At 49.2% G+C, this 22,619-nt stretch carries 25 protein-coding genes and 1 pseudogene; 19 read left to right on the top strand and 7 right to left on the bottom strand.

Going from position 1 to position 22,619, the window contains the following annotated elements; all coding sequences use genetic code 11:
* Nucleotides 1–189: 189 nt before the first annotated feature.
* Both ACFSUB_RS14425 and ACFSUB_RS14420 read left to right on the top strand, forming a co-directional pair.
* Nucleotides 190–1,179: an aldo/keto reductase gene (locus tag ACFSUB_RS14425; protein WP_380713962.1), complete on the top strand. Its 990-nt coding sequence runs from the start codon at nt 190–192 to the stop codon at nt 1,177–1,179.
* 668 nt (nt 1,180–1,847) lie between these two features.
* The gene (locus tag ACFSUB_RS14420) at nt 1,848–3,533 is read left to right on the top strand and encodes a right-handed parallel beta-helix repeat-containing protein (RefSeq protein ID WP_380713961.1); all 1,686 of its coding nucleotides are present in this window, start codon (nt 1,848–1,850) and stop codon (nt 3,531–3,533) included.
* 717 nt (nt 3,534–4,250) lie between these two features.
* Here ACFSUB_RS14420 and ACFSUB_RS14415 read toward each other — a convergent pair.
* Complete coding sequence (locus ACFSUB_RS14415; RefSeq protein WP_380714258.1) at nt 4,251–4,724, bottom strand: VanZ family protein; 474 nt, start codon at nt 4,722–4,724, stop codon at nt 4,251–4,253.
* A 92-nt stretch (nt 4,725–4,816) separates the two neighbouring features.
* Here ACFSUB_RS14415 and ACFSUB_RS14410 point away from each other — a divergent pair, with 92 nt between their 5' ends.
* The 6 genes from ACFSUB_RS14410 (at nt 4,817) to ACFSUB_RS14385 (ending at nt 8,627) form a co-directional block, all read left to right on the top strand.
* The gene (locus ACFSUB_RS14410; protein ID WP_380713960.1) at nt 4,817–5,068 is read left to right on the top strand and encodes a hypothetical protein; all 252 of its coding nucleotides are present in this window, start codon (nt 4,817–4,819) and stop codon (nt 5,066–5,068) included.
* Between the two features lie 19 nt (nt 5,069–5,087).
* Nucleotides 5,088–5,456 (top strand): hypothetical protein, encoded by a 369-nt coding sequence (locus tag ACFSUB_RS14405; protein WP_380713959.1) that lies wholly within the window; start codon nt 5,088–5,090, stop codon nt 5,454–5,456.
* A gap of 502 nt (nt 5,457–5,958) precedes the next feature.
* Complete coding sequence (locus ACFSUB_RS14400; protein ID WP_380713958.1) at nt 5,959–6,330, top strand: GntR family transcriptional regulator; 372 nt, start codon at nt 5,959–5,961, stop codon at nt 6,328–6,330.
* The gene (locus tag ACFSUB_RS14395) at nt 6,327–7,229 is read left to right on the top strand and encodes an ATP-binding cassette domain-containing protein (RefSeq protein WP_380713957.1); all 903 of its coding nucleotides are present in this window, start codon (nt 6,327–6,329) and stop codon (nt 7,227–7,229) included. The genes ACFSUB_RS14400 and ACFSUB_RS14395 overlap by 4 nt, the downstream gene beginning before the upstream one ends.
* Entirely contained in the window at nt 7,207–7,947 is a 741-nt protein-coding gene (locus ACFSUB_RS14390) for a hypothetical protein (RefSeq protein WP_380713956.1), read from the top strand. The genes ACFSUB_RS14395 and ACFSUB_RS14390 overlap by 23 nt, the downstream gene beginning before the upstream one ends.
* The gene (locus ACFSUB_RS14385) at nt 7,944–8,627 is read left to right on the top strand and encodes a hypothetical protein (RefSeq protein WP_380713955.1); all 684 of its coding nucleotides are present in this window, start codon (nt 7,944–7,946) and stop codon (nt 8,625–8,627) included. The genes ACFSUB_RS14390 and ACFSUB_RS14385 overlap by 4 nt, the downstream gene beginning before the upstream one ends.
* A gap of 664 nt (nt 8,628–9,291) precedes the next feature.
* On the opposite strand, the gene ACFSUB_RS14380 is transcribed toward ACFSUB_RS14385, so the two are convergent.
* The 3 genes from ACFSUB_RS14380 to ACFSUB_RS14370 are packed head-to-tail and all read right to left on the bottom strand — an operon-like array spanning nt 9,292 to nt 10,004.
* The gene (locus ACFSUB_RS14380; protein WP_380713954.1) at nt 9,292–9,480 is read right to left on the bottom strand and encodes a YvrJ family protein; all 189 of its coding nucleotides are present in this window, start codon (nt 9,478–9,480) and stop codon (nt 9,292–9,294) included.
* A gap of 56 nt (nt 9,481–9,536) precedes the next feature.
* The gene (locus tag ACFSUB_RS14375; RefSeq protein WP_380713952.1) at nt 9,537–9,755 is read right to left on the bottom strand and encodes a DUF2922 domain-containing protein; all 219 of its coding nucleotides are present in this window, start codon (nt 9,753–9,755) and stop codon (nt 9,537–9,539) included.
* A 36-nt stretch (nt 9,756–9,791) separates the two neighbouring features.
* Nucleotides 9,792–10,004, bottom strand: coding sequence for a DUF1659 domain-containing protein (locus tag ACFSUB_RS14370; protein ID WP_380713951.1), 213 nt, complete (start codon nt 10,002–10,004; stop codon nt 9,792–9,794).
* A gap of 175 nt (nt 10,005–10,179) precedes the next feature.
* On the opposite strand from ACFSUB_RS14370, the gene ACFSUB_RS14365 reads away from it, so the two are divergent.
* The 3 genes from ACFSUB_RS14365 to ACFSUB_RS14355 are packed head-to-tail and all read left to right on the top strand — an operon-like array spanning nt 10,180 to nt 12,956.
* Nucleotides 10,180–11,628, top strand: a complete 1,449-nt coding sequence (locus ACFSUB_RS14365; RefSeq protein ID WP_380713950.1) for an MDR family MFS transporter — start codon at nt 10,180–10,182, stop codon at nt 11,626–11,628.
* Between the two features lie 25 nt (nt 11,629–11,653).
* Nucleotides 11,654–12,229 carry a choline uptake/conversion transcriptional regulator CudC gene (gene cudC, locus ACFSUB_RS14360; protein ID WP_380713949.1) on the top strand — a complete coding sequence of 192 codons (576 nt, stop codon included), beginning with the start codon at nt 11,654–11,656 and terminating at the stop codon, nt 12,227–12,229.
* Between the two features lie 34 nt (nt 12,230–12,263).
* Nucleotides 12,264–12,956 (top strand): phosphatase PAP2 family protein, encoded by a 693-nt coding sequence (locus tag ACFSUB_RS14355; RefSeq protein ID WP_380713948.1) that lies wholly within the window; start codon nt 12,264–12,266, stop codon nt 12,954–12,956.
* Between the two features lie 230 nt (nt 12,957–13,186).
* On the opposite strand, the gene ACFSUB_RS14350 is transcribed toward ACFSUB_RS14355, so the two are convergent.
* Nucleotides 13,187–13,564, bottom strand: coding sequence for a hypothetical protein (locus tag ACFSUB_RS14350; RefSeq protein ID WP_380713947.1), 378 nt, complete (start codon nt 13,562–13,564; stop codon nt 13,187–13,189).
* A 210-nt stretch (nt 13,565–13,774) separates the two neighbouring features.
* Here ACFSUB_RS14350 and ACFSUB_RS14345 point away from each other — a divergent pair, with 210 nt between their 5' ends.
* From ACFSUB_RS14345 to ACFSUB_RS14320, 6 genes and pseudogenes are all read left to right on the top strand, one after another.
* Nucleotides 13,775–14,080, top strand: coding sequence for a PadR family transcriptional regulator (locus tag ACFSUB_RS14345; protein WP_380713946.1), 306 nt, complete (start codon nt 13,775–13,777; stop codon nt 14,078–14,080).
* Nucleotides 14,081–14,094: 14 nt separating this feature from the next.
* Nucleotides 14,095–15,285, top strand: a complete 1,191-nt coding sequence (gene chrA / locus ACFSUB_RS14340) for a chromate efflux transporter (protein ID WP_380713945.1) — start codon at nt 14,095–14,097, stop codon at nt 15,283–15,285.
* A 135-nt stretch (nt 15,286–15,420) separates the two neighbouring features.
* A complete protein-coding gene (locus ACFSUB_RS14335) occupies nt 15,421–15,876 on the top strand; it encodes a DinB family protein (protein ID WP_380713944.1) in 456 nt (151 codons plus the stop codon).
* A gap of 143 nt (nt 15,877–16,019) precedes the next feature.
* A complete protein-coding gene (locus ACFSUB_RS14330) occupies nt 16,020–16,556 on the top strand; it encodes an RNA polymerase sigma factor (RefSeq protein ID WP_380713943.1) in 537 nt (178 codons plus the stop codon).
* A complete protein-coding gene (locus tag ACFSUB_RS14325; protein WP_380713942.1) occupies nt 16,549–17,793 on the top strand; it encodes a hypothetical protein in 1,245 nt (414 codons plus the stop codon). The genes ACFSUB_RS14330 and ACFSUB_RS14325 overlap by 8 nt, the downstream gene beginning before the upstream one ends.
* A gap of 122 nt (nt 17,794–17,915) precedes the next feature.
* Nucleotides 17,916–18,020 (top strand): annotated as a pseudogene (locus ACFSUB_RS14320) (transposase); the annotation flags it as partial.
* A 133-nt stretch (nt 18,021–18,153) separates the two neighbouring features.
* Here the strand turns inward: ACFSUB_RS14320 and ACFSUB_RS14315 are convergent.
* Entirely contained in the window at nt 18,154–18,843 is a 690-nt protein-coding gene (locus tag ACFSUB_RS14315) for a DUF2569 domain-containing protein (protein WP_380713941.1), read from the bottom strand.
* A gap of 274 nt (nt 18,844–19,117) precedes the next feature.
* Between ACFSUB_RS14315 and ACFSUB_RS14310 the strand changes: the two genes are divergently transcribed.
* Both ACFSUB_RS14310 and ACFSUB_RS14305 read left to right on the top strand, forming a co-directional pair.
* Nucleotides 19,118–20,035, top strand: a complete 918-nt coding sequence (locus ACFSUB_RS14310) for a DUF6612 family protein (protein WP_380713940.1) — start codon at nt 19,118–19,120, stop codon at nt 20,033–20,035.
* Nucleotides 20,036–20,622: 587 nt separating this feature from the next.
* Nucleotides 20,623–21,279: a DUF421 domain-containing protein gene (locus ACFSUB_RS14305; RefSeq protein ID WP_380714257.1), complete on the top strand. Its 657-nt coding sequence runs from the start codon at nt 20,623–20,625 to the stop codon at nt 21,277–21,279.
* Nucleotides 21,280–21,623: 344 nt separating this feature from the next.
* Here the strand turns inward: ACFSUB_RS14305 and ACFSUB_RS14300 are convergent, their stop codons facing one another.
* Nucleotides 21,624–22,595 carry a DUF4003 family protein gene (locus ACFSUB_RS14300; protein WP_380713939.1) on the bottom strand — a complete coding sequence of 324 codons (972 nt, stop codon included), beginning with the start codon at nt 22,593–22,595 and terminating at the stop codon, nt 21,624–21,626.
* Between the last annotated feature and the right edge of the window lie 24 nt (nt 22,596–22,619).

Here is a 22,619-nt window from a genome sequence, read left to right as displayed (position 1 = left end):
GTCTGTTCATCTGATTATTACATAAATATTTACACAATCTTACCGTACCACAGTGCTGCTGGATTATCTATGGCGTCAGCGATTTCCTTTTTACAAGATAGTGAGCAGGATGTTTGGGGTGGGTGTTTTTTTCTGATAATTTTGGGAAAGAATCATCATGCAGCTTCCAAAATAGAAGGAGGTCGTGTTGTGAAGTATAACAAACTTGGAAACACCGGCTTGAAAGTGAGCGCACTGTCCTTTGGAACAATGACGTTCGGCGACGATTGGAACATAGGTTTTGAAGATCAGAAGCGGGCGGACGAGATGGTCGACATGTCCATTGATGCCGGCATTAACCTGTTTGATACCGCCGACGTGTACAGCTACGGCGTGTCGGAGGAGATGCTCGGCAAAGCGGTGAAAAACCGGCGCCAGGATCTGGTGATTGCCACAAAAGTAATGGGGGCGATGAGTGATGACGTGAACGACCGCGGCCTGAGTCGTTTTCATATCATGAATTCGGTGGAAAACAGCCTCCGCCGGCTCGGTACTGACTACATCGATTTGTATCAGCTGCACGCTTTCGATGAGAACACGCCATTGGAGGAAACGCTCCGGACGTTGGAGGATCTCGTCAACCAGGGCAAAGTCCGCTACATCGGCATGTCCAACCATGCCGCCTGGCAGATTGCCAAAGGGCTCGGCCTTTCCGACAAAAACGGCTGGCCCCGCTACGCGTCGGCGCAGATGCATTACAGCCTGATCAACCGCGACATCGAGCATGAAGTCGTACCGCTTGCCGAGGAAGAAGGCATGGGTATTCTTGTCTGGAGCCCGCTGAACGGCGGCTATCTGACCGGAAAATACAGAAAAGAGGAAGACAGCGACAGCCGCTTTGCCACCTCGGATCTGCAGGACTTCCCCCCAATCCCGGACAAAAAAGTGGCCAATGAGATTGTCGACAACCTGACCGAAATCGGGAGCAACCACGGCGTCGGTCCGGCGGAAGTGGCGCTCGCCTGGCTTATGGAACGCCCGGCTGTGTCTTCGGTGCTGATTGGTTCGAGAAAAACCGAACAGCTGAAAGCCAACCTGAAAGCAGCCGAAATAGAGCTTACGCAGGACGAATACGACCGGCTCACTGAAATCAGCGAACCACGCACCCCGTATCCGCAGTGGATGCAGAATATGATGTAATCAGAGTGCAGGCTCCCGTCGCACTACGCCAGTGCCGGGGGCTTTTTTTGTGGACACATTGGGATGGAAAATGTCCGTAACATTCAGGTTGTGGACATGTTGGCGCGGGACATGGCCGGTAAATAAGGATTAGAGACACTTTTACAGGATTTGCAGAAAAAATGTCTGTAACATAAAAATACTGGACATTTCCCAGTGGGAAGTGTCCGGTATCATGCAATTATAGACACTCTATGAACTGTTTTGTCCAAAAATACCGTTCAACAACTCTACGATCCAGGCGGTTATCATTTATATTCTTCTCACTGGAGCCGCCGCTCTCCGATGGTGAAATCTATCATAGACAGCTTGATAACTGGAACTTTCTATCAATAAAAGACTTGTACTTTTAATTGTTTTGAATTATAATAAATGGAAATACAACATATTAAAACAATATTAAACCAAATCAACCAAATCCTATCAAATACATTCATTCCCTTTTAAACATTATTTCTTCCTTATTCTTATCCTTATTTCTCATTTTTGCGGTCTTTACATTTTCTCAAGCAGAAAATGTGTAGATAGTATTTCTTTCACGGGAGGTGACCAGCTGACACCGTCGTCTTCAGCCTTTTGAAAGCGCATACAAAATTTCTTTTGAATCAAATGAAAAACGGGAGGTTATCATGGATATGCGGAAAAGGAAGAAAAAAACGGTAGGATTGACCTATGCGCTGGGTACTGGTGCTCTTGTTTTTGCGGTCTGGGGAAGCCCTTCCTCTGCTTTGGCTTTTGATGAGACGTATGAAGCGGAAGATGCTTATTTTCAGGATGCGGAAACAGCGGCTGAACACAATGGCTATACCGGCAGTGGTTTTGTCGATTACACGCCGAATGAACCGGGAGGATATATTGAATGGCAGATCAACGCTCCATCCTCCGGTACGTACCGGCTTCATTTCCGCTATGCGCATGGCGGATCGGATGGGGACCGTCCCGCTGAAGTGGAGGTGAATGGCTCTCTCATTGACAGGAATCTGGCGTTTGTTCCCACAGATGGCTGGGGGGACTGGGGATATACCGGTCTTAATGCCAACCTGGAGGAAGGAAGCAATACCATACGTTTGACAGGCGTCGGAGAGGAGGGCGGTGCCAATATCGATCATCTATGGATCGAGAACGATTCCTCAGGAGATGACGGAGACGACGATGACAACAGCGGCGGAAGCGGAGATGCCTATTATGTAGCTGTAGATGGAAGTGACAGCAGCAGCGGCTCTGAATCAAATCCATTTGCGACAATCGATCATGCGGTGGATACAGTAGACGCGGGGGACACCATTTATCTCCGGGGAGGAACGTATCAGCTGGGTGAGACGATTGATCTGGAAGCAGACGGGACAAGCAGCGAAGGCTATCACCTGCTTGCTTACGACGGCGAGTCCCCGATTCTTGATTTTTCCGAAATGGAGGATGACGATGGAAACCGGGGAATAGAAGTTCATGGTGATTACTGGCATTTGAAAGGATTTACCGTACAGGGAGCAGGGGACAACGGTATGTTTGTAGACGGTTCCAATAACCTTATAGAGGAACTGGATGTTCGGGAAAATCAGGATTCAGGCATTCAGCTGCATACAGGAGCTTCCGATAATACCGTTCGGAATGTCGACTCCTATTACAACTACGACCCTGGTGATCACGGCGAGAATGCCGACGGATTCGCTGCGAAATTTGATACGGGAAGCGGCAATGTGTTTGAAGGATGCAGGGCATGGAACAACTCGGACGACGGTTATGATTTCTGGAAAGCCAATGCCGCGATCACTGTGAAAGATACCTGGGTGTTCCGAAACGGTGTGAATACGTGGGGAGATTCTGATTTTCAGGGAGATGGAAACGGAATCAAGCTTGGCCGCGGTGACGGCAATCATACCATCGAACGGGCCCTCATCTGGGAAAACCCCGGGAACGGAGTGAACCACAATAAGCATGCTGAAGCGGTGAATGTCTATCATGTTACTGCTTATGCCAACGCTACGCTGGACAGCGGGAAAAACAACTTCCAGTTTTCCGACAGTGAGGCGGAACACGTACTACGGAACAACGTCTCCCATGACGGCCCGGTCTCCAGTATGGATGACGTGGACGATGAGTATAACAGCTGGAACCTGAGCGTTGATGTCAGTGATTCCGACTTTATCAGCCTCAATGACAATGAGGCGGACGGACCGCGCAGTGCAGATGGAAGTCTGCCTGAGACTGACTTTCTGAAGCTGGACAGCGGCAGCGATTTGATTGACGCCGGCACAGACATCGGTCTTTCCTATGAAGGAAGCGCGCCGGATCTTGGGGCTTATGAAAAAGAGTAAATTCAGTAAAAAGAAGGGCAGGGGTTAATCCCCTGTCCTCCTTTTTTGCCTTTTATTGTAATGTTAAATTTTGTTAGAATGATAATGTTGCCATTATACACGTATGGAACGTAGTTTTGTGAAGTGTTTAGTGTTCTACATGATAGTGCCTGAAAATATGGAGAAAAGGGGGTGTTAAGGTGTTACGTTTTATTTTATTGATTCTCTTCTTTATCGCGTTATTCAATCTGTTTTTTGGTGATGGTGATTGGTCTGTACCATTATTAGTGTTTATTGTATGTGCCGACAGTTTGATGAGGGGACTCAATGAGAGAAGGAACAGCGATCGTCCTGTCAACAGACCGATATGGATTGTTGTATCATCTGTGCTGTGCTTTTGTTCCGCTCTTGTCCTTGTTTTTAGTTTTGTATAAACACAGACGGCCGGGTTGGGAAATGTCCGGTAAAGAAGGGGCAGAGACATTTTCGCAGGATCCGATAGGAAAAATGGTTTAAACATAAAAATACTGGACATTTTTAGATGGAAAGTGTCCAGTATCAGCTCGGATTTCGTCTCTAAGGTGTACTTTGAAGCAAACAAAGAGGGGTTGTGACGTTTAGACAGATTCTAAGGGTCACTTTTCTGCCCCGCTGGCCGGATTGTGATGGGTAGCAGCGCGCTAAAGTGCACATTTCTCCGTTACACGTCCCATTGTGACCCTTAGCGCCATCTGCCGTTCATTTTTTTTCGAGATACCGGACAATCATCTTCACCGGATTCGTTTTCCAAAGCGCAAATCCCAGCCACGCGCCAAGCATATAAAGAATCACATCATCGATATCAAATGTTCCTCTCCTCATTACCAGCTGCAGAATTTCAATCAAAAAAGAAACGGCGGTAAGAGTTATGGTAAACGCCCCGATTTTTCTTAATGATTTTATGAAAAACGGCAGGTACAAGCCAAGCGGCAGCAGCACCAACACGTTACCGATAAGGTTTTTAACCGGAATATCTATGTTCATGCTGCCGGTGAACATGGCTTGTATATATGTACCTATTGTCTTAAAGGGAATAATGTTGGAGGAGTTTGCGGCATACTCCAGAAAACTCATACCCGATGCGGTCATATATCCCCTGGCTTCTATAAACAAAAGCAGGATGATGACACACAGGTAAAATATAAAACTAAGCCCAATAACGAATCTTATCATTTTTTTCATCTCGATCTTTTCTTCCACCTTTCATCAATAACCTACCAAACTTTCATCATACTGTAAATAAGTGATAAGGTGATTATGTTAAAATGAATGAACCAGAGTGGAGAGGAGTGAGATGGATGCGGTGGCTTCCGTATGTTGTATACTGGTTGATTTTCGCGGTCGGCCTGGTATCATGGTGGTTCTGGCCGCAGGATTACGGGTTTGCCATAACCATCCTGCTGACGCTGATCAGCGGCGTATTTTCCATGATTGCAGCCGCGGCGCTGCTCAGCTGGAAACTGGGGATTGTCAGTTTGGCGCTTCTTCTCAGTCCGTGGGTGGTTTTGCTGCTATAAGAGAGGAGAACGATACATCATGAAAACGTTTATTACAGCCGCCGGGTTCGTGTTGGCGTGCGTGCCGGCTGGGTTTTTGTTTCATTTTTACGAATACACGCAGCACCTCGCCGGGGAGGAGGCCTCGTTTTTAATGCCGGGCGTTTTTATCTATCTGCTCCTCACCGGAGCGGCCGTGTCGTATGCCGACATCCGCGCGATTGTTCCCGTTCTCGTGCTGAGCGCGGGATTGTCGCTTTTTCTCGGGAACGTCCTGATCGCAGACGACGGCTCCTGGTTTAAACCGTTCGGCCGCGATGTCACGGTGGCGGTCACCGCTTCTATTTTCACCGGCGGGGTTCTGATGTTCCGGTATCTCACCCGGTCCATGCTGGCAAAAAGGGGGTGACCGCCGGGACTTTCTCAAGTGAATGTCGGCGACCTCGTTTGTTTGAAAAATGCAAACAGCATCAATATTCGCATGGTAACACAGGATTACATATTTTTCTATTAGGAGATGCTCACGGGCCGGCAGAAATTATGGACACTTAGGCGTGTGAAATGTCCGGTAAATGCGGATTAGAGACATTTTCATGGAATCCGGGCATCAACATGTCTGTAACGTAAAAATAACGGAGACGTTGCTGCGGGAAATGTCTATAAAAGGTTTCTTTTTTTGTCTAAAGTGCACTTTGTAAAAAGCATCCGGGCATTGTGACGCATAGATCATTTCTATGCGTTACTTTTTTGTCCAAATCCCCGAAATGTGGGGGTTAGAAGGACGTTAAGCGTCACTTTTTTCAAGAACGCTCCTCATTGTTTCCTTTAGAGAAACAGGATTGACGTTTCTTTCCATTTATTATATACTACATTACATGACTAATGCACTGACTTAGAAAGTAGGGGAGGCTGTGATTTTTTCATCAGACGATTCGAGACCGATTTATCTACAGATTGCCCAGTGGATTGAAGCGGAGATCTTGAAAGAACAGCTGCGGCCGCACGACCACGTGTATTCGCAGTACAAACTGGCGGAGCGCTTCACAATCAATCCGGCGACGGCGGCGAAGGGGCTGACGAAGCTGGCGGAGGAAGGCATTCTGTACGACAGGCGCGGCATGGGCAAATTTGTCGCCGAAGAGGCGCGGGAGAAAGTCATCGAGAAGCGCCGGTCGCATACGCTGAAAACGATGATTTCGGATCTCGTGCAGGAAGCGGACCGGCTGGATGTGCCGGAGGAGGAACTGATGCAGATGGTGAGAGAGGAGAGGAAGAAACAATGAGTGTCATACAGGCAGAGCAGCTGACCAAAACCTACCGCAGAAAGACAGCGCTCGATGACGTGTCGTTTTCGATACCGGAACACACGATTACCGGGTTGATCGGCCGCAACGGTGCCGGTAAGACAACGCTGCTGAAAATGGCGGCCGGATTTATAAGACCGAGTGCGGGGAGCCTCCACGTTGATGGAGAGCCTTCGTTTGATAACCTGCAGGTGTCGGCGAACAGTATTTTTATTGATGAGTCGATGAACTGGCCGGCGGCGCTGTCGCTCGGCGAACTGCTTCAGGAAGGGAAACGGTTCTATGAAAACTGGGATGAGACGCTGCCGGAAACGCTGTTTGATTACTTTGGGCTGAACAAAAAAGATATACATAAAAAACTATCCAAAGGAAAGAAGAGTACGTTCAACATGATCTTCGGGCTGGCGGCGCGCTGTCCGGTCACGCTGCTCGATGAACCGATGACGGGGATGGACGCGGCGGTGCGTTCGGATATGTTCCGCGTGATGCTGAAAGAATATATCGCTCATCCCCGCACGATCATTCTTTCGAGCCACCATGTGGAGGAAGTGGAAGAACTGCTGGAGGATGTCATCCTGATTGATGAGGGACGCATTCAGCTGCACGTTTCCATGGATGACATGCGGGAGAAGCTGATCGGGCTGACAGGGGAACAAACACTTCTGACCGAGTGGACGAAGCGGCATCAGGTGCTGCATTCGGCATCGGCCGCAGCCGGAGAGGAATACGTGATCGTGGAGAATGATTTTTCTGAAGCGGAACGCCGGGAGATGAGTCAAAACGGTATCACGCTCTCCACCGTGCCTCCTGTCCAGGCCGCCGTTTATCTAACAGCGAAAAAAGAAAGGAGCATTGATGATGTCCTCGAACGCCGTTAACATGACGACGGCAATCGGCCGTCTGTTTACGTTCAAATGCCGTGCTTTCACGGAAATTCTGAGTGCGCTGCTTCTGTTGCAGCTGTTTGCTGTACTGCTGTCGTCCACTATCTTCAGCGCGGTGACAACGTCTATGTTTCAAGAGGGATTCGATATCACGATGGACACGTACTCGTCGGATTACGTGATTGTATTTACGATGCTGTGGGGATTTTTGTGTTCGCTTAATATTACAACGAAAGCGTACCGGGAAGACGATTTTCTATTTGTGACGAATAGGCTCACGAGCCATCTTTCGACCATTTTGTTTTTATGTGCGGTCAGTGCAGCAGGCGGTGTCACGGCGGCTTTATCCGGATTTCTCATCCGTGTGCTCGCTTTTTATATTCATGACAACGTGATAATGAGTACGGTGCCCAGCCCCGGGCTGTTTTTGATGGGAACGGCTGCTGCGGCAGGTTATGTTCTATTGTCCGCGGCGGCAGGGTACCTGGCCGGTATCATTATCCAGTGGCACCGCGCGTTCAAGCTCATCCTGCCAGCTGTTGGGATCGGTTTGATGTCGCTGCGGGGATTGGAAAATATTGCGGTACAACTTCGAGCCTTTCTCTACCTTGAATCTTCCTTTCCCCTGTTTTCGTTGAAAGTGCTCGGGATACTCGTGCTGGTCTTCGGCGCCGGTCTGCTGCTCGCAAAACGTCTGGAGGTGAGACAATGATGATAGGAATTATCGCTCTGGTTTTTTTGATTCTATTGTCCTTTTTCACCAGCAGACGGATTCTATCGGAAGAATGGGTAACCGGTAGAAAAGTATTCCTGGTGTTCGGCGCTTACGTGCTCGTGCTCCTTATCAGTGCCGCGCATTACAGTATCTTTTTAACCGGGGCGGCGTCACCCGAAGAAACCCTGACCCCGTCCTATGTGCAGAGTGAGGCAGAGACATTGCGGAACCAGTTTAAGACCGGCAACCTGGACGCCATCGATGACAATTACCTGCAGAGAGAATGGGAGCTGGAATCGGTCGAGGAGGAACTGATTGTAAATGCGGCAATAAGCGATCTGCCTATTTATTATGTAAAAGGAACCTACGATCATCCGACAGCCGCTTATTACCAGTCACCGTCTACGGTAAACGGCGAGCAGGCGAAGGCCGGATACGCGCCGGTCCTCGAACAGCAGAAAGACATTCTATCTGTCCTTACGAATTCAGGAGAAGATAATGAACGAACCTACGCTGGTTTTAAAAAAGCGTTTCCTATGGTGCCGTTCGATGAGTCCGATGGATTGGGGCACGGGGACCGTATGAACCTCGGCTACAGTGCTCTGCTGCTGAAAGTACCCCAAGAGCTGGACGTGCAGGGCGAAGGATTCGTACAGCAGGTCACAACCACAGAATAAAGCAGGCATGGAAAATAGTATCAGAGTATTCGGACGGATGAATTAAGGGGCGATGGATCAACGTTACGGAAGTGGTTCTGAAATAGATGAATGGAGATGAAAATTGTATGGTTAGAAAAATTCTCATTGCACTTGCCATTATTGCAGGCATCTATATTCTTTTCACTATATTGGGTATCATTTCATTCATAACGACCTGAAAAGCTTTCCCATCCAGCTCAGCTTTTAATCGTCCGGGAGTTATGTCCTTTGACAGCTGGAGTGGAGCGCACGCTATGTCACAATAATAGACAATTTGACAAGTGATATGTCCGTAAAATCAGGATTAGAAACATTTTTACGGGATTCAGACGGGAAAATGTCTGTAATGTAAAAATACCGGACATTTTGCCGGGCAGAGTGTCCGGTAAACCAACATAGTGGACACTTTGCGGCGGAAAATGTCGGTAAAAGGGTTCTTTTTTGTCTAAAGTGCACTTTGGAAAAAATACTTCGTTATTGTGACGCTTAGATGGAGCTTAAGCGTTACTTTTTGCCCCAAGCTCACGATTGTGGATGTTTGCGCCGGTACAGGCGTCACAATGTGCAGCAGCCCGCCTCCTTGTGTCCCGTAGAACAAAACAAAGCACTCCCGGACGGTGGACCAACCGGCCGGGAGCGCTTGTCATTGAAGCGGCGTTGTTTTTTCATGGGACTCGAGAGTAACGGGGCGGACGGCTGCCGTGTCTGCCTGCTCCCGGGCCTGGACGACATAGATCAGGGTGTCGAGTTTTTTCTCCATCCGGTGCAGGAGGTAGAACGCGATCACCGTGCTGATACCGTATTCCCCGACAGCATTGAGCCACATATCCATACCGGCACCTCCTTTCCAAAAAGAAAGACCGGCCCCATCAGCCGGTCTTCTTTAGCTTATGCTTCAAACACCGTGTCGACGGTACGTTCCACGATACGGGCGTCCCGTTTGGCGGCAATGCTTCCACCGGAAGAGTAGAAAACATTTTCGTTCAGAACCGCATCCATCGCGGCTTCCACGGCCTGCGGATCTACCGGGTCCACCGGAAAATCGACAGCAACCGTGACGTTCCGGCCTTCTTCATTGGAAAAACGAAGTTCGATTCGCTTTGTCATGGGCGCAGCCTCCTTTCCTTATTTTTTCACGAAACATTATTCCGTGATGTCGTACTCATTCGTACGTGTGACAGCAGTGACAGGCAGTTCCTGCAGCTGTCCGAGGGCGGTCGCGACGGTCAAAAGCGAAGGGTCCGCCGCTTCCAGGTTGACGTTGTTGAAATTTTTCTGCTTGAATACCGTCTCTCCGGATTCATCCATTCCGGCATTGAATTCGAGGGTGAGACGGGAGTTGATCATTTCAGCCATCGGCTCTCACCTCCTTTCACGTTATATATAAGGGGTAAAAGGGAAAAAGGGGGTGGGAGTTATGACATAACATGGAGTTGGTGGAAGAGAAGTGCCTTTATTTGCTACTCTTATCCAACAAGCGTATAATAAATGATTCACGTAAAAAGAACGATTAAGAGGAGTTACTGGTAGAATGAGTGAGGAAGTAAGCTACAATCGCGTGGTGATTGCTGCGCTGTTAATCGCAGGGTCTTTCGTGGCTATTTTGAACCAGACGCTCATGATCACGGCGATTCCGCCGATCATGCAGGAAATGAACATAAGTGAAAACACCGCCCAGTGGCTGACGACGGTGTTCATGTTGATTAATGGGATTATGATACCGGTTTCAGCATTTCTGATGGAAAAATTCACGACCCGCCAGCTGTTTCTGACGGCGATGAGTGTATTTGCCGCAGGAACCGTGGTCGGGGGCCTGGCCACCAATTTTCCGTTTCTGATTACGGGCCGGGTGATTCAGTCGGCCGGGGCGGGCGTTATGCTGCCGCTCATGCAGACGATCTTCCTGCTTATTTTTCCGGTCGAAAAACGCGGGGCGGCGATGGGCTATATCGGTCTGGTTATTTCGTTCGCGCCGGCGATCGGGCCGACCTTGTCCGGCTGGGTCACGACAAACTATGACTGGCGTCTTCTGTTCTGGGGCATTGTGCCGCTTGCGCTGATCATGATTGTCGTTGCCTACTTTGTGATGCGGAACGTGACAGAGCTGAAAAATCCAAAAGTCGATCCGATTTCCATCACGCTCTCCACGCTCGGTTTCGGCGGTGTGCTGTACGGGTTTACGAGTGCGGGGAATAACGGTTGGGCCAATCCGTTGACGCTGATTGCCCTGTTTGCCGGGCTCGCGTTGATTTACTTTTTCATCCGCCGGCAGCTCCGCGTCCCGCATCCGATGCTCGAGTTCCGGGTGTTCCGGCAGCGTATCTTCACGTATTCCACGATTATCTGTATGGTCGGCTTTGTCGGGCTGATCGGCCTGGAGACACTGATTCCGCTGTACATGCAGAACATGCGTGATTTTACCGCGGTTGAATCGGGGCTTGTGCTGTTCCCCGGCGCGTTAATCGCGGGACTTATGTCGCCGATTACAGGGCGTATTTTTGACAAAGTCGGAGCGAAGGCGCTTGCCATTCCCGGATTTGTTCTCATGGCGGTGTCGACGGCCGGATTCATGTTTATCGGGACGACAACGCCGATGGTTTTGCTCGCTGTGTTGTATGCGGTGCGAATGCTCGGCTTTTCGATGGTTATGATGCCGGTCAACACGGAAGGTTTGAATGAAATTCCGTCTAAACTGATTCCACACGGTGCGGCGGTCACGAACACGACCCGTCAGCTCGCGGCTTCCATCGGAACGGCGCTGCTTGTGACGACGATGACAACCTCCGCTCAGTCGGCGCAGGGCTGGTCCATGGTGGATAACCCGGATATTTTCGGAGCGAAAGTGGCATTTGGTGTACTTTTTGTTCTGACCGCCGGTGCGCTCCTGCTTTCGCTCAAGCTCAAGCGTACGACCCCGCCGACCGACGAGGAATGGGACGAGGAAACCGAACGAAGAAGAGCACTCAAACAATCATCATGATACAATAACCGATGGGGGGATTCGAGTGAGACAACAATCCGCGGAATCAAAAGTACAAGACGCCGAAAATGAAGTGATCAGTGCCATCGCCGAAACCATGGATTTGTATGGCATCACCCCGTCCATCGGCCGTCTTTACGCCACGATGTACTTCAAACATGATTCGATGACGCTGGATGAAATGAAAGATGAACTCGGGATGACCAAACCGAGCATGAGCACAGCGGTCCGCAATCTGCAGGACATCCAGATTGTACGTAAAACCTGGCAGAGAGGGTCGCGCAAAGACCATTTCACAGCGGAGAAAGACTTTTTTAATTATTTCACCCGTTTCTTCGGGAATAAATGGAAAAGAGAAGCGGAGCTGAACCTGTTTGCCATCCATGAGGCGCAAAAAGAACTGCAGGATGTGCTGGACGAAGGAAACATAGAGGAACATCTGCGGGGACGGGCGGAAAAAGACCTCGAGCAGCTGAACGAGTATGAAAAATACTGTTACTGGCTGCAAAAACTCGTCGGCGCCATGGAATCCGGAGAGATTTTCGATTTGCTGCCGGTGGATGAGGTAAATAACAGAAATCCCGGGGCAGGCGGAAAATAAAACGGTACACTAGTTATCCAGAGAAAGGAACGGTATGGTATTGTCCTTTACTTCCAACCAGTTTCCAAAACGAGGCGTGCAGGCTCTTTTGTATCTCGCGCTGGCGCTGATTGTGATCGGCGTCTCGTTTTACATCTTTGTCGAACTTGCTGATGAGGTGGCAGAGCAGGAGAAATTCGCGCTGGACCGAAGGACGGCGGATGCTGTGGCTTCCATGCAAACTGGATGGCTGGACACAGCCATGGCGGTCATTACCGAAATTGGATCGGTCCCCTGGCTCACAGCGGGTTCGATTCTGCTTGCGGTCTGCATATTTTTCGCGTACCGGCGGAAATGGTGGCGCCTTCTTTATTTTGCCGTGGCGATGATCGGCATCAGCATCCTGACCAAAACGCTGAAGCTCACCTTTGAACGGCAGCGCCCCGACGTGCTGCAGCAGCATGACGGGACAGGCTTCAGCTTTCCAAGCGGCCATTCCACCGGACCGATTGTATTCTACGGGTTTATCGTTTACCTGGTGTTCCGCAGTTCGATGTCCGGCACCGCGAAATGGCTGCTCAATGGCGCCCTTGTGCTGCTTACCCTGCTGATCGGATTCAGCCGCGTCTACCTGAACGTTCACTATATTACCGATGTGATCGGCGGCTTCGCCCTCGGTCTCTCTTGGCTCGTCGTCTGCCTGCTCGTTCTGGAATTATCCTTATGGAGGAGAAAACGGACGGCGTAGAGTGATAGGGTGTTACTGACGTTCAGGCACCACATTTTCATTCCAACGTCGTTATGCGGACTTCATAATGACGTTCAGCAGGAATCGGGTGTGCCAAACGTCACTATGAACGGATTTATGCGGCAGTTTCTCCTGCTAAGCACTAATCCGCGGGAAAAAACGAAAAGGCCGGGCGATTGATGAAAATCGCCCGGCCTTTTCCATCATATGCTGATTTTACCCCGGAAAGGTTATTCCACCGGTGCTTCGGCTTCGCCTTTACGGATGATTTCCCGGCGGTACGGGAAGTCTTCTTCGTTTTCATCTGCAAATGGGAAATGATTATATTCGATACAAAGGCTGCGCTCGTATTCGTTAATTACCGTGCACGCCTTGTTTTTATAGGATACCTGCTGTCCGATAGTGAACAGAGACTTGCCGACATCCGGTCCGGACGATTGTTTTTCACTTTCCTCATCTTCCTCGTCCTTGTCCTCATCCTTATCTTCTTCGGATTCCTCCGATTCTTCGTCCTGTTCTTCTTCGTCTTCAACCGGCAGTTTATCCGGCTCTGTTTCTTCTTCCAGGTTTTCGAATTCCTCGTTTTCCTTTTTCTGTTCATCTGCCATACGTCTTCACCCCTTCCACAAAGTTTCCCTGTTTTTTCTGCTTTTAACCATAACAGAAACGGTGCCGGGACGCCAATATAAGCATTCCGGAACGGTTGCTTACAGCCCGCAGAAATGAACGTATTATAACATCTTTACAATAAAAAAGGAAAGTTATACACTGATATCGAAATACGATATCGGATTCCGATATCAAAAGGGGATGACAGATTGGATAACAAAATTTTACGGAAACTGTTTCTCGGTTTCATCCATATCCATATCCTTTACCACGCCGATAAAGAAGGGATTTATGGATCGTGGATGCTCGAGGAACTGCGGGAACACGGTTATGACATCAGCGCGGGCACCCTGTATCCGATGCTGCACCAGATGGAAGCGGACGGTCTTTTATACAAAGAAGAAGTCAAGGTGGAGGGCCATATCCGCAAATACTACGGAGCCACCGGGCACGGGGTCGAAGTCATGAAAGAAGCTCGCGCGAAAGCGTATGAACTATTCAAAGAAATCAAGTGATGGGAGAGAAGAGAATGAGAGAGAAAAACCGGTTTTTTGTGCTGCTTGAAATCCTGCTGACGTCCGTGAAACTGGGACTGACGTCGTTTGGCGGGCCGGTGGCGCATCTGGCTTATTTTAAAGACGAATACATCGACCGGAAAAAATGGCTGAATGATAAAACGTATGCCGATTTAATTGCGGTCTGTCAGTTTCTTCCCGGCCCGGCGAGCAGTCAGGTCGGCATCTCAATCGGGATGCTCCGCGGCGGCTTCTTTGGAGGGGTTGTATCGTGGCTCGGCTTTACGCTGCCTTCGGTCATCGTACTCGTCGTGTTTGCGCTTTTATACCAAACCTTTTCGCTCGAGGACGCCGTTTTCATTCAAAGCCTGAAAGTAGTCGCGGCGGCAGTGGTACTGCATGCCCTTCTCGGCATGGGGGCAAAACTGGCACCGGACGGCGTGCGGCGCGCGATGGCGGTAGCTGCAGCGGTCGTGATGCTGTTGTTTCCCACCGCCTGGGTGCAGCTTCTCGTCATCGCTGCAGCCGGCATCACAGGCTGGACGTTATTTAAAAACAAAGCCGAAACCAACCTGGAAACGTTTGAGACAGGACTTTCAAAAAAAGCAGGCGTGACCTCACTCGGCATTCTGGCGGCCCTTCTTGTCCTGCTGCCGGTACTCGCCGCTGCCGTGGAAAACCCGCTCGTACGCATCTTTGATATCTTCTTCCGCGTCGGCGCGCTCGTATTCGGCGGCGGTCACGTCGTCCTGCCGATGATCGAACGCGAACTCGTGCCGCAGGGACTGCTCTCCGCCGACCAATTTCTCGCAGGCTACGGCATGGCGCAGGCCGTACCGGGACCGCTGTTCACCTTTTCCAGCTACCTCGGCACGATGATGCAGGGCATCGGAGGCGCGGTGACAGCGACCATCGCCATCTTTCTGCCATCCTTTCTGCTCATCACCGCCGCGCTGCCATTTCTAAACGAACTGCGCCGGCGCGCCTCCTTCCAGGCCGTTTTGATGGGAGTCAATGCAGGAGTCGTCGGCATCCTGATCGCCGCCTTTTACGACCCCGTCGTGCAGAGCTCCATTTTTAACACCGCCGACTTCGCCCTCGGGCTCGTCCTATTTGCCCTGTTAAACGTCTGGAAAACCCCCGCCTGGATGATCGTCCTCCTCGGCATCGCCGGCGGATACATGCTTCACTTTGCCGGATTTTAAGTACGATGTGATTCAAACGAGAAAGAAAACCAATACAACAAAGCGCAAAGAGGACGTTTTTCTGCGGATACAAAGTGGAACATAAGAAGGGGAACGAACATCATACCGCACGAAACCAAAGGAGAGGATTGACCGATGAGTCAGGCAGAAGCAATCAGAGCAAGGTGGATGAGGCACCGCAGCGTACTGGAAGAACTGGTGGAAGCATCCGCAGATGAACATGTGAACTTTGCTCCCTGGGACGGTGCGATGACGTTCGGAAAGCTCGCCGCCCATACAGCAGCTTCCACGCACATGTTCGCAGAACTCGTCAGCGGCGGTTCCCCGGAAATGGCGGATACCCCTTCATTCGAGACCATGCATGACGTACTCGAACATGTGAAAGACTATACGGCAAAAACCGATGCAAAGCTCCAGGCGCTATCCGACGACGATCTGCAGCAGACGTTTGATATAATGGGTATGAACGAGCCCGGCCATTTCTTTTTAACGAATGCCATTGACCATGAAATCCATCACAAAGGACAGCTTTTCACGTATGCCCGCACCGCCGGGGTGGAAGAACTACCCTCTTTCACAAAAACATCGTAATACGAAGCGATTCACCGCACAGACAGGGGCCCGTACAGGAACGGGTCCCTTTTTTTACAGATACAGAAAGTAAAAAAAGATGGGACCATTTCCGCTCTCGTGTCGTTACATAGGTAGAACAAGAAAATAAAGGGGGGAGAGTCATGACCGGTGAAGAATCGGTGGAACTTGCCCGCAGCGGAAACAAGGAAGCCTTTCACGATGTCGTGCACACGTATTATCAGACGGTGCAGCGGTTCGCTTACCAGATTGGAGTGCAACCCGATGAGATAGATGACGTGACCCAGGAAGTTTTTCTGAAAGTGTACCGTTCGATCGGCCGTTTTTCGGGCGGCACGTTCACGACGTGGCTGTATTCGATTACGCTCAACACCGCAAGGGACATGATGCGTAAGCAGAAACGGCAGCGTCGGAAAGTCGAGAAAGTAAAAGAAACGACGCCGGATCATGCGTATGACACGCTGAACGTGAGCGAAGAAGCGATGGAGCTGCATGAGTTGATTCAGGGACTCGATGAAAAATACCGTGTGCCGCTGGTGCTTCATTATTTTCACCATCAGACGTACGCTGAAATCAGTCAAGTGACCGGAACGTCCGAGTCCGGCGTGAAATCCCAGGTGATGCGGGCCAGAAAGAAATTGAAATACCTGATGGAAAAGGAGGGAGTGTCTGATGAGTAAGTCGTTTGAAGAGCGCATGAAAGAGCTTGAAGAAGGCTATAAAAACATGCCGCCCTCGGTCTCGCCGGACGAGATTATTCAGGGCGTGGAAAGAAAATCGAAGAAAAAAACGTCCTGGAAGCGGATCTATACGTTTGGCGGGACCCTTGCGGCAGCCGGCATTGCGGCCCTTCTCGTCATGAGTCAACAGGGCACCGCTCCAGGATCGGAAGGCTCAGGTACGGCTCCGGGTGATGAAGAGCAGGAGACTCCGGATGGCGGAGTGCAGGAAGCGCCGTCACAGTCGGAAGAAGAGGCCCCGCCGGAACTTACCGAAGAGCGGGCGCTTGAGGTCATGAGCGCGTACAGGGAATCGTTTGAAACCCTGATTAATGACACCGACAGCCAGCGCGTCGAGTCGTATCAAACACTGGATGAGGTGCAGCAGCATTTCGAGGAGGTGATGTCGACGGATCTGGCCGAGTGGATGACCGATTCTTATTTCAGGGAAGAGGACGATGGCATTTACGTGATTGCCAAAGATGCTCCGACATGGCTTCAGGAAGACCAGTCGTTTGCTCTGGAGGAGGAAGCCCGGGATCACGTCCGGATTGTGCAGGAACGTGATAACGAAATGCTAGGACACGTCGAAATGATTTATAACGCCGTCTATGACGGCAACCAGTGGATCGTCGATGAGATCGAAACGAACGAACTCGACAGCGGCAATACCGCGGAAGATAACGCCGGCGAAGGGGAGCAGGACGTGGCCGCCGCCGCGCAGTCCGTCGTGGATTATTTGATCAGCCAGGATCTGACCCGGCTTTCCGAGCTCGTCCATCCGGAAGAAGGGGTGCTCTTTTCCCCGTATATTCATGTGGACGAAAACGAGGCCCAGGTCTTTCAGGCGGAAGACATCGAAAGCTTTTTTCAAAGTGAACAGCAGTACGTGTGGGGCACGCAGGACGGAAGCGGCCGTCCGATCGAGATGACCCCGAGTTCGTATTACGAAGAGTATATCTACGACCCCGGGCTGAGCGACCCCGATGAAATCAACGTGGGAGAAACATCGCAGCGCGGCAACATGCTGCCCAACATTCAGGAGACCTTCCCGGATGCCACGGTCGTTGAATTTTACGTGGAAGGCTCCGGTGAAAGCGCGGGCATGAACTGGTCGGCTCTGAATGTTGTCATGAAACAGGACGACAGCGGGGAATGGAAGCTTGTGGCTCTTGTGAATGATGAATGGACCATCTGATTTTAGAATAATGGGTGATTAGGCGCACACAAAAGGGCTGTTCCAGAGATGGAGCAGCCCTTTTCATTCATAGAAAGGCTCTACAATAAATGTTGGGATTTTAAAACAATTTCGTACTAAAAAAGGCTGCCCAAACCCTTAAGAACTGGCAGACGAAGGTTTTAAACAGTTTCCCCTTTGGCTCTATCAACGGTCCTATCGAAGGACTGAATAACCAAACCAAATTAAATAATGAAAAAGGGCAGACCACGATAACGATCTGCCGTATAACTATTAAGGTTATTGTACTTAGTAACCTCCTCCGCCAATACGACTAAAACCATCAAAGCCGCCGCCTAAGCTTTAATAATCTCCCTTATATTATTGGACGAACGTATTTTTAACTCTTTGAGATACGAAAAAATAAGGTACCCAAATGCCACAGCCTATTATTGCTCCTGCAAGGGAAGAATACAAGTCGGTTTTTAGTTGGTTCATTTCATAATAAGGAATAGACGTTAACACGTTATAAGAAGCAAAAGCTAAAATGCCCCCAATAATGAAACGGCTCAATAGAAAGATTATCATTAGTCGGGGAAATATCTTTTTTTTCATAAACAGTAGTACTACTAGAACAATAGTGAATACGACCAACATGACATGAAAAATCAATTCAAAAATGATAAGAGATCCATTGAGTGGATGGTATAATAATCCATCAGGCTGTGATATTTCCTGCCACATTTCAGGATTCAACATAACTCTCCCATCCGTAATGGCTATATAGGATGAATATATTAGACTAATACCCAGGATTATAATTACTATTATTAACCAACCACCAATTCCCTTCACCTCCCTTTTTGTCGCAGCAACTTCTCCATCTTTAGAGGATTCTATTTCCTCATCTTTACGTTTCTTTGAAGAATTAATCACTGTAGAAATGATACACCATAGTAATAGAATAAGTGGAAAAAGAATAAAAATGTCATGTAACGATATAAGGAAATCTACAAATAAATACATGCCTATAAACGAGGCTATACCAATAATTATGTACACATAATTCATAATCCTGCTCCTTTCGACAAATGTCATGATACGATACATTATTTATAAAAAAAAGAATATTATGTATTAAATTATATGTATCTTTTATCATGTAATTTAAAACTACTAAAGTATATTCGATGAACATAGATCCATTGTATCGGACCTTTTGTTGGGTTTACAAGATTTGTGTAGAAGGATAAAATCTTCTTTGGATAAATTTTTCATACATGTACCGTTATTTACATAACAAATAAAAACAAATATGGTGCATATGTGTATAGGAGGAATAGAGATGAAAAAGTTAAAGTGGGGTTTAGCAGCATGCGCTTGTACATGGGTGTTAACCGCTTGCGGGGAAGACGAAACAGAAGAGAATGCAGGGGCAGAGCAGACTGAAGAAACAGAGGAAACCGATACTGATAGTGAAACCAGTGAAGCAGAAGAGGAAGAGTTGTCTGTTGAAGAGATTATTACGAAGTCGACTGATGCGATGAACGATGTGAACGGTTATCACATGGAAGGAAAGATGGAACAAACAATTACAGCCGGGGAAGAAGAAATGCCAATGGATTTAGAACTATCTGCAGATATTAGTGAAGATCCATACAAGATTCACCAAGACATAAATGCTCCAAATCCAATGGGAGCTGGAAGTATGAGTATGGAACAATATTTAGATGAAGAAGGAACACTTTATATGTACATGGCCGAGGAGGACCAATGGTTAAAAGCCGGGGAAGACTTCACAGGTATAGACCAATTAACACAAACAACGGGAGTGTCAACGGAAGAACAGTTGGAACTCATAAAACAAAGCACAGAAAATATTTCAGTGGAAGAGGAAGAAGATCGTTACGTGTTGAGTGTAGACGGTTCTGGGGATGATCTGTTAGAGATAGGAAAAGAGTTTGCAACAATGGGAACAAACACAGAGGCACAAGCAGGCGAAGTGGAGCAAATGATGGAGGCCATGAATATTGAAACGTTGAATTATGTAGTATCTATTAACAAAGACACTTTCTTTACCGAAGACATGGATATCGATATTGACATGGAGGTGGAAGAAGGAGGAGAGACAATGAGCTTCTCTCAATCTGCTTCTTTTACCCTTTCTCAATTTAATGACATTGATGATATAGAAGTTCCCCAAGAGGCGGTTGATAATGCTCTGGATATGAGTGAATTAGAAGGTACGGGAACGCTCGAATAGGTAACTATATCATCATTCTGTGTAAAGATGTGTAGAAAAAGTCAGGAGTTTGGGATACAAGTGAACAATGTTAAAAAAAGGTTTCGATTATCAAAACAAGATAATCGAAACCTTTTTTATAAGATGGAAATACCTCGCTTGATGGAGAAACGGGCCTGCCGGCGGACGGAGCAGTCTTTTTATGAGGTTTTGGGGCTGCTGGGAAGGGGTGCGGCGTTGTAGGAGTCACAATCTTTTCGGGCAGCCGGGATTGTGGATGTTAGCCGGAGTCTAAAAGACACAATCCAGTTCCGGAATGGCTGAAGGGCATTTTAGAGCGGGATTGGAGGACACACTTTGCCGGCGGGGCGGAGATTGTGTCGGTTAGAGCCATTTTGGGCGGCAGAATGTTTCTAACATGGGGGTTACGGACACTTTTTCCGGTTTTTCTATAAAATATGTCCAGTAAAAATGTTTACTGGACATATCAGCCATTAAAATGTCTGTAAACGTCGGGTTAGAGCCATGTTGGCATCCAAACGGTTTGGGTGTATGGTTTACCTTGCTTTCAGCCAGACTAAGCAGAAAAAGGAGCGGTTATAGTGTCGATGCCAGAACTTCTGCTGCGTGTGGTGCTTGCGTTTTCCGCCCTGCTTGTTCTGACGCGGATCATGGGGCGCAAGGAACTGCGGCAGCTTACTTTTTTCAATTTCATATCCGGCATTGCCATTGGCTCCATTGCCGCCGATCTCATCGCCAGTGACACGTTCAGTCTGACGAACGGGATGACCGCGCTTGTCGTATGGTCCATCTTGACGATTCTGTTCGGTGTGATGGATCTGCGCTCCCGCCAAGCACGCCGTATCATGGAAGGGGAGCCCGTCATACTGGTTCATCAAGGGGAGATCATGGAGCATGCGCTGCGCCGTGCCCGTCTTGATGTGAATGCGCTGAAAGCCATGCTGCGGCAGAAAAACGCGTTTGCGGTGTCGGAAGTCGCCTATGCTGTTTTCGAAACCGACGGCAACCTGTCCGTCATGAAGAAAAAAGATGCGGAGCGCACCGCCGGTTCCACCAAATTCCCCATGCTCCCGACCGAAATCATTTCCGATGGACGCTGGAACAGAGCCAATATGGAAAAACTGGCGCTCTCCCACGAAGAAGTACTCGATCAGATGAAACGCGGCGGGCTGGAGGGCGTGTCGGATGTGTTTTATGCCGAGATGGAGCAGAACGGCAGCCTTTATTTCTCCAGAAAACAATGAAGGAAGGCAAGCGGGATGCGCGCCACCATGCTGTCCGGCGCCCGGGGTTGTGGATGTTACACGGAGTCTACAAGACACAATCCAGATCCGGAATGCCCTAAGTGCATCTTAGATTAGAGTGGGGCTGGAAGGTGTGAAACGTACAGGTTATGGACATTTCCACCGGCAGGGTGTCTCTAAAGTGAGGTTTTCAGACACCATCATCGGTTTTTCCATAAAAGTGTCCGGTAAAAATTTTTACTGGACACTTTTGGAGATATCAGCGATCCATCTGTCTGTAAAACTGCGATTCGAGACACTTTCGAAATCTAAGTGTCCACAACCTGCCTGGTCCTGCAGGGAAGTTAATTCCCCGCATTCGCAGCGGACGAGGCTGCGACACCGGCAGAAACCGCTGCTATCATCGCGGTCTGCTGCGCCTGGATGATGGCTTCCACGGAAGTGTTCAGGCTCGTTTCTGCGAGACCGCCTTCTTCGAGGTGGTCACTCACAAAGAACGACGCAGCAGCTAAAATATTCATATCTTTGCTCCACTTGAACGCTTTCGTCCGGTTCAGCTGTTCCGCCGTATCATGGACCGTTTCGAGATCGAGGCTTTCCTCCGGCAGCAGCGCCATCATCCCGATGACCGGATAATACATCGATTTCGCCTTCAACCCCGTCCGTTTCCACTTATCAAGCACCTCTGCCGCACGACCCGCGGCCTGCTGCGGCTGCCCGCCGCTTCCGAGCGTGAGAATATGACTGAGAAACTGCAGATGATTGCCGGACGTCAGCCCTTCCCGCTTCAGCGCATCATAACAGGTCTCCACACGCGCTGCCATATCGTTTTCTTCTTCCATCGCCAGCAGCACGGCGAGCGGATAATCATTCGCATCGGTCAGCATCGGATGCTCTTTTTTCATTTTCTGAAAAAGATCCATCGTCCGCTCCGCGGTACCTTCAGCCGGCGCGTCGTTTTTCATCACCGTAAACGCTGCCATGTACGTGGGAGCCCCGCTTTTGAAATTTTTCTCCTTCAGAATCTGATAAATCCGGAAAAGCTCCGGCACCGCTGCTTGTGGATCATCCATCGTCACATCCAGCATTCCCGCCATCGTGAAGCGCTGGTGGGACTTCATCGATGAAAAAATACCGCCCCGGTCTTTCAGCCGCTCTGCCAGATCAAGAAACCGCCCGATATCCAGCTCCCGGTTGTTCATCACATACATCGACGCCGTCGTCATCACCACAAGGTTATCGAACACTTTCCAGCGCAGCGCCTTTTTCAACGTGTCATAATAATCGGTGTACTGCTCAATTTTGGACGAATACATTGCTTCGACTCCTTTCATACACCA

Origin of the sequence: Salibacterium lacus (assembly GCF_042684865.1) — a bacterium.
GTDB classification, from domain to species: domain Bacteria; phylum Bacillota; class Bacilli; order Bacillales; family Marinococcaceae; genus Salibacterium; species Salibacterium lacus.
This window is presented reverse-complemented; position numbering and strand designations above follow the sequence as displayed.

Coding starts and splice junctions, on each gene's coding strand:
- ACFSUB_RS14420 (WP_380713961.1), top strand. CDS start 1,848: ATGGATATGCGGAAAAGGAAGAAAAAAACGGTAGGATTGACCTATGCG.
- ACFSUB_RS14415 (WP_380714258.1), bottom strand. CDS start 4,724: ATGATAAGATTCGTTATTGGGCTTAGTTTTATATTTTACCTGTGTGTC.
- ACFSUB_RS14410 (WP_380713960.1), top strand. CDS start 4,817: ATGAATGAACCAGAGTGGAGAGGAGTGAGATGGATGCGGTGGCTTCCG.
- ACFSUB_RS14405 (WP_380713959.1), top strand. CDS start 5,088: ATGAAAACGTTTATTACAGCCGCCGGGTTCGTGTTGGCGTGCGTGCCG.
- ACFSUB_RS14395 (WP_380713957.1), top strand. CDS start 6,327: ATGAGTGTCATACAGGCAGAGCAGCTGACCAAAACCTACCGCAGAAAG.
- ACFSUB_RS14390 (WP_380713956.1), top strand. CDS start 7,207: ATGATGTCCTCGAACGCCGTTAACATGACGACGGCAATCGGCCGTCTG.
- ACFSUB_RS14385 (WP_380713955.1), top strand. CDS start 7,944: ATGATGATAGGAATTATCGCTCTGGTTTTTTTGATTCTATTGTCCTTT.
- ACFSUB_RS14380 (WP_380713954.1), bottom strand. CDS start 9,480: ATGGATATGTGGCTCAATGCTGTCGGGGAATACGGTATCAGCACGGTG.
- ACFSUB_RS14375 (WP_380713952.1), bottom strand. CDS start 9,755: ATGACAAAGCGAATCGAACTTCGTTTTTCCAATGAAGAAGGCCGGAAC.
- ACFSUB_RS14370 (WP_380713951.1), bottom strand. CDS start 10,004: ATGGCTGAAATGATCAACTCCCGTCTCACCCTCGAATTCAATGCCGGA.
- ACFSUB_RS14365 (WP_380713950.1), top strand. CDS start 10,180: ATGAGTGAGGAAGTAAGCTACAATCGCGTGGTGATTGCTGCGCTGTTA.
- ACFSUB_RS14355 (WP_380713948.1), top strand. CDS start 12,264: ATGGTATTGTCCTTTACTTCCAACCAGTTTCCAAAACGAGGCGTGCAG.
- ACFSUB_RS14350 (WP_380713947.1), bottom strand. CDS start 13,564: ATGGCAGATGAACAGAAAAAGGAAAACGAGGAATTCGAAAACCTGGAA.
- chrA (WP_380713945.1), top strand. CDS start 14,095: ATGAGAGAGAAAAACCGGTTTTTTGTGCTGCTTGAAATCCTGCTGACG.
- ACFSUB_RS14335 (WP_380713944.1), top strand. CDS start 15,421: ATGAGTCAGGCAGAAGCAATCAGAGCAAGGTGGATGAGGCACCGCAGC.
- ACFSUB_RS14330 (WP_380713943.1), top strand. CDS start 16,020: ATGACCGGTGAAGAATCGGTGGAACTTGCCCGCAGCGGAAACAAGGAA.
- ACFSUB_RS14325 (WP_380713942.1), top strand. CDS start 16,549: ATGAGTAAGTCGTTTGAAGAGCGCATGAAAGAGCTTGAAGAAGGCTAT.
- ACFSUB_RS14315 (WP_380713941.1), bottom strand. CDS start 18,843: ATGAATTATGTGTACATAATTATTGGTATAGCCTCGTTTATAGGCATG.
- ACFSUB_RS14310 (WP_380713940.1), top strand. CDS start 19,118: ATGAAAAAGTTAAAGTGGGGTTTAGCAGCATGCGCTTGTACATGGGTG.
- ACFSUB_RS14305 (WP_380714257.1), top strand. CDS start 20,623: ATGCCAGAACTTCTGCTGCGTGTGGTGCTTGCGTTTTCCGCCCTGCTT.
- ACFSUB_RS14300 (WP_380713939.1), bottom strand. CDS start 22,595: ATGTATTCGTCCAAAATTGAGCAGTACACCGATTATTATGACACGTTG.